11 protein-coding genes are annotated in these 15989 nt (G+C 74.0%); 1 reads left to right on the top strand and 10 read right to left on the bottom strand.

Annotated elements, in window-relative coordinates; translation table 11 throughout:
• Nucleotides 1-149 precede the first annotated feature (149 nt).
• The 7 genes from trxA to ACIRVF_RS16695 form a co-directional block, all read right to left on the bottom strand.
• Nucleotides 150-476, bottom strand: coding sequence for a thioredoxin (trxA, locus tag ACIRVF_RS16725; RefSeq protein WP_402817440.1), 327 nt, complete (start codon nucleotides 474-476; stop codon nucleotides 150-152).
• A 136-nt stretch (nucleotides 477-612) separates the two neighbouring features.
• Entirely contained in the window at nucleotides 613-1578 is a 966-nt protein-coding gene (trxB, locus tag ACIRVF_RS16720) for a thioredoxin-disulfide reductase (RefSeq protein ID WP_402817438.1), read from the bottom strand.
• A gap of 194 nt (nucleotides 1579-1772) precedes the next feature.
• Nucleotides 1773-2732, bottom strand: coding sequence for a hypothetical protein (locus ACIRVF_RS16715; protein WP_402817436.1), 960 nt, complete (start codon nucleotides 2730-2732; stop codon nucleotides 1773-1775).
• Nucleotides 2729-3517 carry an RNA polymerase sigma factor SigM gene (gene sigM / locus ACIRVF_RS16710; protein WP_402817434.1) on the bottom strand — a complete coding sequence of 263 codons (789 nt, stop codon included), beginning with the start codon at nucleotides 3515-3517 and terminating at the stop codon, nucleotides 2729-2731. Before sigM ends, ACIRVF_RS16715 begins: the two co-directional genes overlap by 4 nt.
• A gap of 41 nt (nucleotides 3518-3558) precedes the next feature.
• Complete coding sequence (locus ACIRVF_RS16705; RefSeq protein WP_402817432.1) at nucleotides 3559-5643, bottom strand: serine/threonine protein kinase; 2085 nt, start codon at nucleotides 5641-5643, stop codon at nucleotides 3559-3561.
• 304 nt (nucleotides 5644-5947) lie between these two features.
• Complete coding sequence (murJ, locus tag ACIRVF_RS16700; protein WP_402817430.1) at nucleotides 5948-8404, bottom strand: murein biosynthesis integral membrane protein MurJ; 2457 nt, start codon at nucleotides 8402-8404, stop codon at nucleotides 5948-5950.
• 58 nt (nucleotides 8405-8462) lie between these two features.
• Entirely contained in the window at nucleotides 8463-10964 is a 2502-nt protein-coding gene (locus ACIRVF_RS16695) for a DUF6049 family protein (protein ID WP_402817428.1), read from the bottom strand.
• 302 nt (nucleotides 10965-11266) lie between these two features.
• On the opposite strand from ACIRVF_RS16695, the gene ACIRVF_RS16690 reads away from it, so the two are divergent.
• Nucleotides 11267-12763, top strand: a complete 1497-nt coding sequence (locus ACIRVF_RS16690; protein WP_402817426.1) for a CCA tRNA nucleotidyltransferase — start codon at nucleotides 11267-11269, stop codon at nucleotides 12761-12763.
• A gap of 66 nt (nucleotides 12764-12829) precedes the next feature.
• On the opposite strand, the gene ACIRVF_RS16685 is transcribed toward ACIRVF_RS16690, so the two are convergent.
• The 3 genes from ACIRVF_RS16685 to ACIRVF_RS16675 form a co-directional block, all read right to left on the bottom strand.
• Nucleotides 12830-13798, bottom strand: coding sequence for a hypothetical protein (locus ACIRVF_RS16685; RefSeq protein ID WP_402817424.1), 969 nt, complete (start codon nucleotides 13796-13798; stop codon nucleotides 12830-12832).
• A gap of 34 nt (nucleotides 13799-13832) precedes the next feature.
• Nucleotides 13833-14471, bottom strand: a complete 639-nt coding sequence (locus ACIRVF_RS16680) for a hypothetical protein (RefSeq protein ID WP_402817422.1) — start codon at nucleotides 14469-14471, stop codon at nucleotides 13833-13835.
• Between the two features lie 135 nt (nucleotides 14472-14606).
• Nucleotides 14607-15941, bottom strand: coding sequence for an MFS transporter (locus ACIRVF_RS16675; protein WP_402817420.1), 1335 nt, complete (start codon nucleotides 15939-15941; stop codon nucleotides 14607-14609).
• Nucleotides 15942-15989: the final 48 nt, after the last annotated feature.

Below are 15989 nucleotides of genomic sequence, written 5' to 3'. Positions count from 1 at the left end.
GGGGGGGGGGGGGGTGGGGGGGGGGGGGGGGGGGTGTGTGGGGGGGGGGGGGCCCCCCCGGGGCCCCCCCCCGGGGGGCCCCCCCCCGGGGGGGGGGGCCCCCCCGGGGGGGGCCCCCCCCGCCGCCGTACGACCGGTGACCGGAAGACCTAGATCAGGCCGTCCAGCTCGCGCAGCAGCGCGGCCTTCGGACGGGCGCCGGTGATCTGCTTCACCGGCTGGCCGCCCTTGTAGAGGATCAGGGTCGGGATCGAGATGACGTTGTACTCGGCGGCGGTCACCTGGTTGGCGTCCACGTCGAGCTTGGCAACGGTCAGCTTGTCGCCCTGCTCGGCCGCGATCTCCTCCAGGATCGGGGCGACCTGACGGCACGGGCCGCACCAGGTGGCCCAGAAGTCGACCAGTACGGGCTTGTCGCTGTCCAGGACGTCGGACTTGAACGTCGCGTCGGTGACGGTGGTGGTGGCGCCGGCCACGGGAACTCCTCGGGTTAGGACGGAGGGGGCTGCTGCCAGGTGAACAACGGGCGGGCCCGTTCTGTTTCTGCCTGGCCGGGGCGGGGGTGTTTCACGTGGAACACCCCCGCTGGAGGTTCGCTCGGGGCGAGGGAGGTCAGACCGCGACGGCGGCGGCCTTGTTCTCCGCGTCGTCCAGCGCGGCCAGGTAGCGCTCGGCGTCCAGCGCGGCGGAGCAGCCGGTGCCGGAGGCGGTGATGGCCTGGCGGTAGGTGTGGTCCACGACGTCGCCGGCGCCGAAGACGCCCTCGATGTTGGTGCGGGTCGAGGGGGAGTCGACCTTCAGGTAGCCCTCGGCGTCGAGCTCCAGCTGGCCCTTGAACAGGTCGGTGCGCGGGTCGTGGCCGATCGCGATGAACAGGCCGGTGACCGCCAGCTCGCGGGTCTCGCCGGTGGTGGTGTCGCGCAGGGTGACGCCGGTCAGCTTCGGGTCGCCGTGGATGGCCTCGACCGCGCTGTCCCACTCGAAGCGGATCTTCGGGTCGGCGAAGGCGCGCTCCTGCATCGCCTTGGAGGCGCGCAGGGTGTCGCGGCGGTGGATGATCGTGACGCTCTTGGCGAAGCGGGAGAGGAAGGTCGCCTCCTCCAGGGCCGTGTCGCCGCCGCCGACCACCGCGATGTCCTGGTCGCGGAAGAAGAAGCCGTCGCAGGTCGCGCACCAGGAGACGCCGCGGCCGGAGAGCTTGTCCTCGTTCGGCAGGCCCAGCTTGCGGTGCTGGGAGCCGGTGGTGACGATCACGGCGCGGGCCTTGTGCACGTTGCCCTCGGAGTCGGTGACGGTCTTGATGTCACCGGTGAGGTCGACCGCGACGATGTCGTCCGGGATCAGCTCGGCGCCGAAGCGCTCGGCCTGCGCCCGCATGTTGTCCATCAGCTCGGGGCCCATGATGCCGTCCCGGAAGCCCGGGAAGTTCTCGACCTCGGTGGTGTTCATCAGCGCACCACCGGCGGTGACGGCCCCCTCGAAGACCAGCGGCTTGAGGGAGGCACGGGCCGTGTAGAGCGCAGCCGTGTACCCGGCCGGGCCGGAACCGATGATGATCACGTTACGGACGTCGCTCACTGCTTCTCCTGGTTCGCATCGCGACCCGCGTTTGCTGCGGGGAGGGCGGTCCTGCTCCGCCGCCCGGGACAACGACTGACCAGTGTCTCGCATTCCCAGGCCGATCAGTACCAGGTGCCCGAACTCCGGAAGCGGCGTGCCGTCCTGGTCGTCGATCGCATGGGAACGGCCTGCCGGTGGCTGGGAACGGTCGCTCAGTGGCCGGGGACGGTCCGGTGCAGGAGGACCGGGCCGCAGTCGGGGGAACGCAGGTAGACGTCGACGAAGCCGGGCCGGTCGGGGGCCGGGTAGACCAGGACCTCGACCGGGGAGCCCTGGTAGCTGCCCCGGTCGGTGGCCAGCGGGGTGCCCGGGGCGGGTGCCCGGCAGGCTGCGGGGGTGGCCGGTGCGGCGGGCGAGGCCGGGCCGGAGGGTTCCGGCCGGACGCCCTCGGCGGGGGCGGCGTCGGACCGGGCCGGGCCGGTGGCGCGCAGTCCGGGTTCGGCGCCGGAACGGGCCAGCAACTGCTGGACCTGCGCGGTGAGTTGGTCCTCCCGGTAGACGGTGCCGGGGCCGGCCAGGTGCGGGGTGCGGGCGCTCCGGTCGTCGGGGGATCCGACCGAGGCGGCGGAGGCGGCCGAGGTTCGGGTGTTCTCGGAGTGGTCCAGCAGCAGGGCCCCGCCGAGGCCGAAGGCGGCCAGCGCGGCGGCCGCGCCGAGCAGCACGGCGAACCGCCGGCGGCGGGGCCGGGGGCGGCCGGGGCCGGAGGAGCCGGGGCCCGCGGACGAGCCGGGACGGGACGGAGGGGCCGAGGGTGCCGGGGCGGTCCGTACGGGCGTGGCCGAGGCCTCCGCCCGGGGGGTGGCGGGGAAGGGCTGCGGGGGGCCCTCCTGGGGCCGCTCGGCGAGGGCCGCCTCGGCGAGGGCCGCCTCGGCGAGGGCGGCGTCCAGCCGGGCGGCGATGTCGGTGGGCACCGGCTCGGGTTCGACGGCGCCGAGCAGCGCCTGCACCTCGGCCAGCGCGTCGACGGTCTCGCGGCACTCGGCACAGCCGTTCAGGTGCCGGTGCAGCGCGGCGGCCGCGGCGGACTCGACCAGGCCCTCGGCGAGGTCGGCGAGCTCCTCGACGGAGGGGTGGGCGCCGGCGGGCTCGGGGGAGGAGACGGGGGCGGTCATCGGGTGCTCGCATCTCCTTCCAGCATGGTGCGGCCGGTGCTCGGGCCTGTTCCTGTGACGGTGCGGGGGCCGGTCGGGTTCCCCGGGGCGTCGTGGCGCGGCGGCGGGGCCGCGCCGGGTGAGCCGGAGGCCCCGCGCCCCGTGGCCCCGCGTCCGGGCGTGCCGCGCCCCGTGGCCGCGCGCCCCGGCGTTTCACGTGAAACATCCCGCGCCCCGCCGTCCTGGTCCCGCAGGTGCCGGACCAGCGGCAGCAGCCGGGCCCGGCCCCGGGCGCAGCGGCTCTTCACCGTGCCGACCGGGACGCCCAGCAGCTCGGCGGCCTCGGCGACCGGATAGCCCTGCATGTCGACCAGGACCAGCGCGGCCCGCTGTTCGACGGGCAGCTCGGCGAGGGCCGCGGTCAGCTCGCGGTGCACCTCGGCGCGGACCACCGGGGAGTCGGCCGGCTCGGCGGTTCCGACCAGGCTGTCCAGCCGCTGCGGGTCGTCGTCCAGCGGGGTGGTGCGCCGAGTGGCGCTGCGCCGGGCGCGGTCCAGGCAGGCGTTGACCACGATCCGGTGCAGCCAGGTGGTGACCGCAGAGCGGCCCTGGAAGCCGGGGGCGGCGCGGAAGGCGGAGACCAGGGCGTCCTGGAGGGCGTCCGCGGCCTCCTCGCGGTCCCCCAGGGTGCGCAGGGCGACCGCCCAGAGCCGGTCGCGGTGACGGTTCACCAGGTGCCCGAAGGCGTGCGGGTCGCCGGCGACGTGCCGGGCGAGCAGCACCGCGTCGTCGTCCGCCACTGTCACCCCTCGACCCCTTGCCGTCGTTCCGGTGCGCTGGGGTGCGGTCAGCCGGAGACCTTGACCTCGGCGACGTGGCCGCGGTACTTGCCGTCGCCATCCTTCGTCAGAGCGGTCAGCCAGATCAAGAGGTAGCGCGTGGTGACCGGGGAGTCGAGGGTGTAGTCGACCGTGTTGCCGGACTTCTTGGCGAGGGTGGTGAAGCCGTCCGGCTTGAGCTGCGACGGGTTGGCGACGGCCGCGGGGGGCACCCGCAGCTCCGCCGTCTGCTCGCCGCCCTGGAACTGGACGGTCACCGAGGACACCGACTGCGGCGAGCCGAGGTCGACCAGCAGGCCGGTGCCCGACTGGAGGGCGGGCGGCTTGGGGCCGAACTGGTCGACGAACCAGCCGGTGGTCCAGGCGGTGCCCGGGTCGCCGTCGACGGCGTTCTTGATGCTCTCGACGCCCTGGAGCCCGTCACCCAGCGGGTTGTACGACTCCACGCCCTTGATGCCGATCGGCACCGGCGCGTGCGCCGTCGGGTGCGCGCTCGGCGCGGCGGTGCTGACCGAGGGCTGCGGGGTGGCGACGGCCTGACCGGTGTGCCGCAGGCTGCCGACGAACTGCCAGGAGGCGACGCCGATCGCGCCCAGCGCGACCGTCCAGGCGGTGGCCTTGACCACCCGGCGCAGTCGGCGCTTGGTGCGCCGGGCGGCGGTCGGCCGGGAGGAGGCCGGCAGCGGGGCGACCGTGGTGTCGGCGACCCGGGTGGGGTTGGGCGCGGTGGGCAGGGCGTGGGTGTTGTGCCGGGGCGGGGCCGGGAAGGCGGGCAGCTCGGGCTCGGGCTGGCGGATCCGGGGCATCTGCGCGATCGCCCGGACCAGCTCCTCCGGGGTGGTGATCGGCTGGGCGTGGTGCGGCGGGTGGTCGAACAGGGCGCGTGCCGCGAGCTCGGACAGGCCCTTGTGGACGCCCGCGCGGACCTGGTCCGGCGCGGCGTTCTGCAGGCCCCTGGGCAGCCCTCGGAGGTCGTAGCGGTCCTCGGGGTACGGCCAGCGGTGGGTGAGCGCGGCGAACAGCAGGGCGCCGATCGCCCGGGTGTCCGCGCGCTGGGCGTCCTCGGTGGAGTCCTCCGGGGGCAGTCCGCGCAGGGCGGCGTCCACCGCGATGCCGTTGATCCGGTACTGGCCGCTGTCGGTGCGCAGCACGCAGCGCGGGGTGAGCCGCAGGTGGGCCTGGCCGCGGCGGTGGGCGGCGGCGACGGCGTCGGCGACCTGGCGCACCATCTGGTACGCCTCGTGCGGCTCCATCGGGCCGTCCGTGAGCAGCTTGGCGAGGTCGGAGGCGTGCGGGAGCCACTCGCGCACGACGAAGACCAGCTCGCCCTCCTGGACGGCGTCCAGCACCTGGACGAAGCGCGGGTCGCCGAGCAGGGCGGCCGACTTGGCGGCGGCCAGCACCTTGCGGGCGCGCTGGTGGCCGGAGGCCATCAGGTGGACGCCGACGGCCCGGCGCAGCTTCTCGTCGACGGCGCGCCAGCTGCTGAAGGTCTCGGTCTGGGAGATGCACTCTTCGAGCAGGTAGCGGTTGCCGATCTTGTCGCCGCTGTGCCGCATCGGCGCGGGGAGGGTGCGCGGGAGGGTGGCGGTGTCGCGCGGGTCGACGGTGGGCTGGGGGTCGGTCGGGCGGCGCTTGTCGGAGGCGGCGGGTGCGGGGGCGGGCTTCTTCCGCGGGGTGCCGGCCGCCAGTTCGGCGGCGATCTCGTGGACCGAGAGCGGGGCGGTGATCTCCGAGGTCTCCTCGCCGACGGAGGCCTCCGGGGCCGGCTCGGCGTCCCGGTCGCCGTCCTTCGCGGCGTTCTCCTCCCCGGTCGTGGAGGAGACCTCGGAGGAGGTCTTGGACGACGCGGACGACGCCCTGGAGGCGGCCGTGGAGTCCGCCTCGGAGCCGGCCTTCGCCCCGGCTCGGGCGCCGGCCGTGGGACCGGCCCCGGGGGCGTCTGCGGAGGCGTCCGCGGAGGGGGCGTCGGCGGTGCCCGCCGGGGCGGTCTTCCCGCCCGCGAGCTGGTCGATCGCCGCAGCCAGCGCGGCCTCGTCCGCCGCCGCGTCAGCTGCTGACGTGTCGACGACCGCCTTGGTGCCATCAGCCACCGTGGTCCTGCCTCCCCTTGTGTCGCCCCGGCCGAGAGAGTCGCTGGAGCGCGCGGATAGGCCGCCCTGTGCTCCAGGACAATTGTGCCCACTCTTCTCCACCGGGTACGACCGCTGGGACGTCACCTCGGTTGCCCTGGGGTGGAGAGATGTCGTGCAGATCCGACACCGGGCCGCCACGTCGCGGCCCGGGCGTTCCCGGTGGCGGTGGCGGCCCGGAATGCGGCCGGACGGGCGGAGGCGGTGGTCGCCCGGGTTGACGCCCGGTCAGGGCGTCCGCCGGTCCGGCCGGTTGGCCGGTCGGTCAGCGGCCCAGTCGACCGCGGACCATGCCCAGCATGGCGTTCATCTCCTCGATCCGCAGGCGCTTCGCGATGAACACGAACACCAGCAGCTGGAGGCCACCGGCCAGGACCACCGACAGCACGCTGCCCGCCCAGCCGGCGAGCACCTGCTGGACCGCCAGGCTGACGCCGAGGCCGACCGCCGCGGCCGGGACGCAGGCGGCGGCCAGCCGGCTGTACGTCTTGCCGATCCGCTTGGTGTCCAGGCCGCCGATCTTCTTCTTCAGCTTCGGCACCGCGACCGTCACTCCGACGGCGTACGCGAGGCCGTAGCCCAGGGCCATTCCGGTCACGGTCCACTGCGCGGGCAGCGCGACCCAGCAGATCAGCGAGAAGCCGGCCTGGCAGGCGGCCACCCAGACGGTGTTGGAGAACGGCGTCCTGGTGTCCTCGTAGGCGTAGAAGCCGCGCAGCATCACGTACTGCGCCGAGTACGGGATCAGCCCGAGCGCGAAGGCCGAGAGCATCAGACCGACGTTGGTCGCGTTGTTCAGGGCCGTACCGCCGCCGCCGACCGCGTAGATCGAGCGGCCGATCGCCGGGCCGAGCGCCAGGAACAGGAAGGCCGCCGGGACGACCGCCACCGCGGTGGTGCGCAGCCCGTACGACAGGTCGTCGCGGACGGCTCCGGCGTCGTCGTCGGCCGCCGCCCGGGAGAGCCGGGGGAGCACCGCGCTCATGATCGAGACGGTGATGACGGCCTGCGGGAGCTGCCAGATCAGCAGGGCGTTGGAGAAGGCCGACAGGCCGACGCCGCCGTGGCCGCCCTGTTCGGCGGCGCTGCCGGCCGCGGTGGCCAGCTGGGTGATGACCAGGTAGCCGGCCTGGTTGGCGAGCACGAAGAAGAAGGTCCACTTGGCCAGCCGGGCGGCCTTGCCCAGGCCGTGGCCGCGCCAGTCGAAGCGCGGCCGGAAGTGGAAGTCCGCGGCCCGCAGGTAGGGGACCATCGCCAGCGACTGGACCACCAGGCCGAGCAGGGTGCCCAGGCCGAGCAGCCGGACGCCCTCGGGGGAGATGTTCTCCGGGGTGACCTGGGTGCCGTTGTAGCCGCCGTAGACCCAGATGTACGCGCCGAAGGTGAAGATCACCACGATGTTGTTGAGGACGGGGGTCCACATCATCGCGCCGAAGCGGCCGCGGGCGTTGAGGATCTGCCCCATCACCACGTGGACGCCCATGAAGAAGATGGTCGGCAGGCAGTAGCGGGCCAGCGCCACCGTGGTGTCGGCGCGGGCGGGGTTGGTCATCATCGGGTGGGCGATGACCTGGACCAGCAGCGGTGCCCCGAGGACCGCCAGGAACACCACGCCGCCGAGTCCGACCATCACCAGGGTGAGCAGTCGGCTGGCGTAGGCGGTGCCGCCGTCCTCGTCGTTCTTCATGCTGCGCACCAGCTGCGGCACGAAGACCGCGTTCAGCGCGCCGCCGCCGATCAGGATGTACAGCAGGGTCGGCAGGGTGTTCGCCGCGTTGTACGAGTCACCCATCACCGCGATGCCGATCGCGCCGGCGATCACCATGGTCCGCAGGAAGCCGGTGCCGCGGGAGACCAGGGTGCCGGCCGCCATGATCGCGCTGGAGTTCAGCAGGCCGGCGACCTTGCCGCCGCCCGCGGCGGCCGGGGCGGGGGCGGCCGCGGGCTGGGCGCTCCGCTCCTCGGCGAGGTCCGCCCGAGGCTCGACCGCCGGGGGCACCGCGACGGCGGCCACCTGCATGGTGGCCTCGTCCTCGGAGAGCGGCGGGTCGAACTCGATCGGCGGCACGAAGGGGCGCTGCCCGTCCGGACCGACGTGCGGATGCCCCTGATGGCCGCCGACCGGCGGGTACGGCGCGGGGGTGCCCGGTGGCACCTGGGCGGCCTGGGGCACGACCGGCTGGACGGGCTGGACCGGGGCGGGCCGGGGCCCGGGCTGCGGGCCGACCGCCTCGGCCTGGTGGCCGCCGCCGAACAGCGCGTCCACCCCGACGTACTCGGTGGTCTCGGTGTCCCAGGCGGAGTGCGCCGGTCCCGGCTGCCACTGCGGCTGCGGCTGCTGCTGCTCGGCGGCGCCCCACTGCGGGGCGGCCGGACCGGCCTGCGGCGGCCAGCCGGCCGGCGCCGACGGGGTGTCCCAGCCGGGCTGCACGGGCGGCACCGGGGGCGAGAACGGCGTCGACGGCACCGGGGTCGGGTAGCCGCCGCCCTGCGGCGGCAGCTGCGGCGGCACGTCGTACGCGGTGGCCGGCGGCGGCGCCGCGGCGGGCCGTCCGGCCTGCAGTCCGTACGGGTCCTGGCCGTCCTGCTGGGTCCCGTACGCGCCGGCCGCGTACGGGTCCTGGGCGTAGGTGTCGGCCACGTACCAGTCGCCGGACGGCGACTCGGCGCCCGGCCGGCTCTCACCGCGGCCCGGCGGCCGCTCCTCGCTGCGCCCGGTCATGTCACCTCTTCGCTGTCGTGGGGGGAGGCCGGCCCGGCGTCGCGGGTGGTCGGCGGTATCAAGGACCAACCTTCTCATCACCGGTGGCCCGATCCCGGCCATCCGGGCTGCTGGCGCGCGGTGTCTGCGCGGGACCGCCCCCCGTGGAACCGTCCCCGGCGGGGTCCGGTCCGGTGGCCTCCGGCTCCTGTGGCTCCTCCGGCCGGGCCGCGGCGGCGCCGTCCGGGCCGTCCGTCGCCGGGCCGTCGCCGACCGGCTGGTCGCCGTCCTCGTGCGGCCGGCCGCCGTGCCGCTTGCGCTGGCGGAAGAAGCGCAGCGCGGCCAGCACCAGCAGTACGGCGGCGCCGGCGAAGACGTACAGCACCCCGTTGGTGACCGAGGTGACCTCGACCGTGAAGACCCGGGGAGCGCCGTAGGGCTGCGGATCCGGTCCGGTGGTGTACAGCTGGGCGGTCATGGTGACCGGGCCGTTGTTGCGGGCCTCGGCGTTGAAGCGCAGCGTGACGCTCTGCGAGGCCGGGAGGACGAGGTCCTCGTCCTTGCCCACCCGCAGCCGGTTCGGCTGGTTCGAGGTGAGCCGCAGCTTCAGGTTGGTGACCGTCTGGGTGAGGTCGTTGCGCACGCTGACCTGGAGCTGGCCGGTGTTCCCGGCCAGGGTGACCACGGTCTTCTTCGGCACCTGGACGGCCTCCGTGAGCTCCGTCAGGTACTTGCCGACGCCCCGGCGGTAGTTGTCGCCGGCCGGCGCCTGGGTGCGCCACTCGGTGGACAGCGAGCGGACCATGGCAGCGCTGAACGGGCCGCGGACCCGCTGCGGCAGGGTGAGCACCCGCATCAGGGTGTCCAGGCCGCGCTGGATCGTGTCGGTGCCGCTCAGGGCGTCGGCCGACAGCTCGGTGGCCCGGACCTGGGTCGGGTAGTCGGCGGACGACGGGACGGTGGTGTTGGCCTTCGGGTCCGGCGCGGACTGGGCCAGCGCGTCCAGCTTCACCGGGGCCAGCCACTTGTCGGTGGCCGTCTGCAGCGCGCCCGCCAGCACCTTGGCGGTGGCGGCGGTCATCTCGCGCGGCGGCATGACCAGCAGGCCGCGCTGGTTCTGCGGCTGCTCGTGGGTGATCGTGAAGGTCTCGGCCAGGAACCGCTGGGCCGCGTCGGTCTGGTCCTTCGGTGTGCTCAGGTCCTTCTGGAAGAGCGAGGAGACCGTGTCGTCGGCGACCACGGCGCTCTGCCCGTTGCCGATCGGGCGCACCGCGGTCGGGGTGTAGTTCACCGAGTCCGGGTCGGGCATGCTCGCGCCGTTGACCAGCACCAGACTGCTGCCGGCCTGCCGGGCGATGCCGGCGATCTGCTGGTCGAGGTAGCCCTGGTAGGGCCAGGCCACGTCGGAGCGGGTGTCCACGGAGAGCCGGCCCTCGACGGTCAGCCGCCCGGCGGTGGCCGCCTTGTCCAGGGCGGTGCCCATGCCGGTCAGGTCGGCGCCGTTGTGGGCGATCGAGGCGAGGTCCGGGTCGGCGTACGGCAGCGCGATGACCTGGTTGCCGGACTTGGCGACGGCCGCGCGCAGCTTGTTCAGCCAGGCCTCGGCGGCGGGCGAGGCGTCGTGGGAGACGGTGTTGTCCTCCTTGGCGGGCTTGCCCGCCGCCTCGCTGACCGGCTTCTGCACCCGGTACTTGCCGGTCATCGCGAACGCGGCGTCCAGCAGGTCCGGGTCGATCACCCAGGTCAGGCCGGTCAGCTTGGAACCGGAGTCGACCAGCTCGTACAGCCGGCCGCCCGGCGCGAACTCGGTGGCCAGGCTGTCGTCGCGCAGCACCGGGAGGGTCTGGTCGTTGTCGGCGGCGGTCTGCGCGGCCAGCACCGGCGCGTGCACCAGCGGCCAGAGCGTGGTGACCTTCGTCGGCTGGGCCTCGGTGCCGCCCTGGGAGAAGGGCAGGAAGGTCCGGGCGATGCCCAGGGCCCGGTCGCGGGGGTTGTCGGCGGTCGAGCCCCAGGCGTCCACCGCGAGTTCGTAGACGCCGTTCTCGGACAGCCCGAGGTCGCTCACCGCGACGCTGAGCGTGTACGGCAGGCTCTGCCCGGGCTTCAGCTCCGGCAGGGCGTACTGCGGGCTGTCCAGCTCGGTGCCGTCCTCGCCCTTCGGCGTGGTGCGGGAGGCCACGCCCTGGAGCTCGCTGCGCCGCTGCAGGGGCTTGTCGGAGGCCGGCTTGCGGACCGCAGCGTGGGCGCCCTTGAGTGCCGACTTGCCCGAGTTGGTGACGTGGCCGGTGATGGACACGGTGCCGTTCGGCACGGCGAGCTGCGGGGTCACCGTCTCGATGGTCAGCGCCACCGGGTACTCCGCGGTGGCCGCGGCGTCGGCGGCCGGGCGGATGTTGCCGCCGGCCGGGAGCGCCGTGGCGGGGGCGGCCGTGAACAGGGTCAGGGCGGCCCCGAAGGCGGCGGCGAAGCGGCGGGCGAGGCGGCCCGGGCTCCGTCCGTCGGCGGGACGTCCGTGGGGGCCCGTGGCCCGTCCGGGCCGTCGGTGCGCCCCCAGGCCCGAGTGCCGTGCCGGCTCACTCACTCGTTTCGCCCTCGCCGTTCTGTTCGATCGCTCGCTGCTGATGCTGATGCTGTCCGTCCGGCGCTGGTGCCGGACGTTCCCCGCTCGACGTTCTTCGTTCGACGCTGTACGCCACCCTGCTGCCGCGGAGGGTTCCGTCGGCACGGCGGCGGCACGCGACACCGCATCCCCGGTTCCGGTGTCCGCGATCCGTCCACCGGCATGGTAACGATCCAGCCTGGCGTGCAGTGTTGCGGGCTGTGGGATGAGACGCCCGAAACGCGCGGGCGGTTGACCTTCCGGGGCACGTACTCTTGTGAGCCGTGTCCACTGCCAATGAGCCCACCGCGCGTACCGATCGTCCCAGCACCGCCGCCCAGGTCGTCCCAGGCCTGAGCGAGGCCCAGGCCCTCGGGCTGCAAGAGCTGCTGCGGGTGTCTCCGGTGGCCGACGAGATCGCCCGCCGGTTCCAGGCGGCCGGTCACCGGCTGGCCCTGGTCGGCGGTTCGGTGCGGGACGCGCTGCTCGGCCGGCTCGGCAACGACCTGGACTTCACGACCGACGCCCGCCCGCAGCAGGTGCTCAAGCTGGTCAAGGGCTGGGCGGACGCGGTCTGGGACGTCGGCATCGCCTTCGGCACCGTCGGCGCCCGCAAGGACACCCCCGAGGGCTCCTTCCTGATCGAGATCACCACCTACCGCTCCGAGGCGTACGACCGCACCTCCCGCAAGCCCGAGGTGACCTACGGCGACACCATCGAGCAGGACCTGGTCCGCCGGGACTTCACGGTCAACGCGATGGCCGTCGACCTGCCCGGCCGCGGCTTCGTCGACCCGCACCACGGCCTGGAGGACCTGGAGGCCCGGGTGCTGCGCACCCCCGCCACCCCCGAGGAGTCCTTCTCCGACGACCCGCTGCGGATGATGCGGGCCGCCCGCTTCGCCGCCCAGCTGGACTTCGACCCGGCGCCCGAGGTGGTCGCCGCGATGACCGCGATGGCCGAGCGGATCACCATCGTCTCGGCCGAGCGGGTGCAGGCCGAGCTGAACAAGCTGCTGCTGGCCGACCACCCGGTGAAGGGCCTGCGGCTGCTGGTCGACACCGGCCTGGCCGGGCACGTGCTGCCGGAACTGCCCGCGCTGAAGCTGGAGCGCGACGAGCACCACCGGCACAAGGACGTCTACGAGCACTCGCTGACCGTCCTGGAGCAGGCCATCGACCTGGAGCAGGACGGCCCGGACCTCACCCTGCGCCTCGCCGCGCTGCTGCACGACATCGGCAAGCCGCGCACCCGCCGCTTCGAGTCGGACGGCCGGGTCTCCTTCCACCACCACGAGGTGGTCGGCGCCAAGATGACCCGCAAGCGGATGCGCGAGCTCAAGTACTCCAAGGAGCTCACCGAGGACGTCTCGCGCCTGGTCGAGCTGCACCTGCGCTTCCACGGCTACGGCGGCGGCGAGTGGACCGACTCCGCGGTGCGCCGCTACGTCACCGACGCCGGGCCGCTGCTGGAGCGCCTGCACAAGCTCACCCGCTCCGACTGCACCACCCGCAACAAGAAGAAGGCGGCCGCCCTCTCGCGCACCTACGACGGCCTGGAGCAGCGGATCGCCGAGCTGAAGGCGCAGGAGGAGCTGGACTCCGTCCGCCCGGCGCTGGACGGCAACCAGATCATGGAGCTGCTCGGGCTGAAGCCCGGCCCGCAGGTCGGCAAGGCGTACAAGCACATGCTCGAACTGCGGCTGGAACACGGCCCGATGGAGCCCGACGAGGCGGTCGCCGCGCTGCGCGCCTGGTGGGACGGGCAGCAGCAGGGCTGACCGCGACGGCGGTGACGGAACGAGGGGCGGCCCCGTGCGGGTGCCGCCCCTCGTCCGTGCGCGGAATCAGAGGTGCTTGAGGCAGAGCACGTAGTCCAGCGCCGGCCAGTCCGAGTAGGTGCGGGTGTACGTGCTGTCCGACTTGGGCTGCTTCTTGCAGACCGTCTCGTCGGAGGTGGCGAAGTACTTGTAGACCACCTTGTACTGCGCCTTGGTGTCGGTGCAGGGCAGCAGGGTGATCTTCGGGTGGTCGGCGCTGGTCCCGTCGTTGCGCAGGCAGTCGCCGGTCTTGGCGTCGTCCACCGCGTTGCTCGGGTCGGTCGGGGTGGCGATCGGCGGCAGGGTGATGCTCGGCATGGTGAAGGACGGCAGCGGGGGCGGCGGGGTGTAGCTGAAGGTGGGCCGCGGCGACGGGGCGAAGGTGACCGTGTCGACCGGCGTCGGCGAGGCGACCGCGGGGTCGCTCTTCGGGCCCAGCACGCCGGTGGCGGCCAGGATCCCGACGCTCAGCAGGGAGACCGGCACCAGCAGCATCGCCAGGTGCGGGCGGCTGGTCAGCGGGGCGCCGGGGTCGAGCTGGGGGCCGTGGGTGCCCGGCATCGGCGGCGGCAGCCGCTTGATCCGGCCGTGGGCGCCGAGGTTCATCAGCAGGGTGATCAGCGTCAGCAGCGGCGACACCCAGCTCCACCAGCCCTGGACGAGCGTCCGGGCGGACATGTCGCGCACGGTGGCGGTGCCGCAGGTGTGGCAGAACGGTCCGTGCATCCGCAGCATCCGGAACGCGACTATCAGGCCCTGGTGGCCGCGGACGGTCGCGCGCACCGCCGGGAAGCCGCCGCAGAAGCGGCAGTGCTCGCCGTCCATCGGGGCCGGCGGCGGGTAGCCGTAGCCGTAGCCGGGCGGCTGGGCGCCGTAGGGCTGCTCCGGGGGCGGGGCGCCCGGGTAGCCGTACCCCGGCGGTGGCGGGGCGCCGTACGGGCTGCCGTCACCGGGTGGCGGGCCGTAGGGCATCTGGGGCGGTGGCGGAGCGGACAAGAGGTCCCCCGGGAACAGGATGGTGGCGGAAGGGTCAGGACTTCTTCACCGGCGGGTAGCTGCCGGTGGTGGGGGTCAGCGGGCCCAGGCAGAGCACGTACCGCGTCTTGTTCCAGCGGCGTCCGCTCTTGCCCGAGACGGCACTGGTGGTCTGCGGCGTCTGCCGGCAGCGGGTCACGTCGGTGGTGCCGGTGAACTTCGTCAGCACCTTGTAATTGGCTTTGGGATCAGTGCAGTTGACGATCGAGACGTCACGCGATCCGGTGACCCGGACGCAGTCGCCGGGCTTGGCGCTGCTCACGCTCGGGCCGGCCAGGAAGTAGAGGGACGCGAGCACGCCGCAGCCTCCGACCAGCCCGACGATCCTCAGCTTGGAGCGGGCGCCGCGCTTGGCGGGGGGCGTCGCGGCCGCCGGGGCGGGCTGGGGGTGGCCGTACGGGCCGGCGGGCGGCTGCTGCCCGTACGGCGCCGGCGCCTGCGGCTGGGGCTGCGGCTGCGGTGCCTGGGCGTACGGGTTCTGGGCGTACGGGTTCTGGGCGTACGGGTTCGGGTACGGCAGCGGGGCGGGCGGCTGCTGCCCGTACGGCGGTTGGCCGCCGTACGGGGGCGGTGGCGGCCCGTACCCGGGCGCGGCGGGTGACGGCGGCCCGTACGGGCCGGTCGGTGTGCTCATCAGTTCGTCCCCCGAGACCGAGTGCTGTCGTTCAGACAGGTTTACGTACCTTAGCGACTGGGTCGGACGCAATCGGTTCCCAGCCCGCAAGGGGACATCGGTACGTGGTGGTTTCGATTCCGCGACCGGCCGGTTTCAGTGGCCGTCGCCGGGGAGCGGTCCGGACCGCCGGGCGGCCCGCAGGTAGAGCACCGCGGTCAGCCCGTACACCACGGCCACCCCGACGACCACCGTCACCGAACGGCCGGACAGCGGCAGCACCAGCGCGGTGACCAGGGCGGCGGCCACGAAGGCGACGTTGAACAGCACGTCGTAGATGGCGAAGACCCGACCGCGGAACTCGTCCTCGACCGACTCCTGAACCACGGTGTCGGCGCAGATCTTGGTGCCCTGGGTGACCACTCCGAGCAGCAGGGCGGCGGCCAGGCAGGGGATCGGCGCGAAGAACAGGCCCAGCGCGGGGACGAAGACCACCGGGGCGAGCAGGCAGGCCGTCATCCAGCCGGCCAGGCCGAGCCGGCGGGTGCACCAGGGGCTGACCACGGCGGCGATGAAGAACCCCGCGGCCGACAGGCCGACCGCCTGGCCGAGGGTGGCCAGTCCGGCCGCGCTGTCGGCCGGGTCGTTGAAGGTGTACCGGGCGAGCATCACCACGACCACGATCAGCACGCCGTAGCAGAACCGGGCCGCGGTGACGGCGGCCAGCGCGTGGGCGGCGGGGCGGCGGTCCCGCACCAGGTGGCGCACGGCGGCGCCGAGTTCGACGGCGGCCCGCTTCAGCGCCTGGCCGAGTGCGGGGTGGTCGCCGTGCCGCTCGGGGCCGAGCAGGTCGCGGTCCATCCGGCGCGCGGCCAGCGCGGCGGACAGGTACAGCAGCGAGGCGACGGTGACCAGCGCGGCGTCCGCCTTCGGTCCGGGCGCCATCACCTGGTGCAGCAGGAACCCGATGCCCCCGCCCGAGGCGGCCGCGACCGTCCCGAGGGTGGGGGAGAGGGCGTTGGCGGTGACCAGGGTGTCCTGCTCGACCACCCGCGGCAGCGCGGCCGACAGCCCGGCCAGGATGAACCGGTTGAGTGCGGTGACCAGCAGCGCCGAGGCGAAGAACAACCAGGTCGGAGCCTCGACCAGGAGCAGCGCCCCGGTGCCCAGCCCCAGCCCGAAGCGGGCCAGGTTGCCGAAGTAGAGCACCTGGCGCCGGCGCCAGCGGTCCAGCAGCACGCCGGCGAACGGGCCGATCACCGAGAAGGGCAGCAGCATCACGGCCAGCACCGAGGCGATGTCGGCGGGGGAGGACTGCTTCTCGGGGGAGAAGACCACGTAGGCCGCGAGCGAGACCTGGAAGACGCCGTCCGAGAGCTGCGAGAGCACCCGGGCGGTGAGCAGTCGGCGGAAGTCCCGGCCACGGAGCAGACCGGGGAGCGTGGCGCGTTGCGCGGACTGGTGGGTGCTGCCGTTCTCGGTGATCGCCACCCGCCCAGGGTGCCATGGAACCGGTCGCCGTTTCACGTGAAACATTCG

Origin of the sequence: Kitasatospora sp. NPDC101157, from assembly GCF_044768255.1 — a bacterium.
GTDB lineage: Bacteria > Actinomycetota > Actinomycetes > Streptomycetales > Streptomycetaceae > Kitasatospora.
Note: the sequence above shows the minus strand (reverse complement) of the source record. Positions and strands in the feature narration are given on the sequence as shown.

Coding starts and splice junctions, on each gene's coding strand:
- murJ (WP_402817430.1), bottom strand. CDS start 8,404: ATGACCGGGCGCAGCGAGGAGCGGCCGCCGGGCCGCGGTGAGAGCCGG.
- ACIRVF_RS16680 (WP_402817422.1), bottom strand. CDS start 14,471: ATGAGCACACCGACCGGCCCGTACGGGCCGCCGTCACCCGCCGCGCCC.
- ACIRVF_RS16715 (WP_402817436.1), bottom strand. CDS start 2,732: ATGACCGCCCCCGTCTCCTCCCCCGAGCCCGCCGGCGCCCACCCCTCC.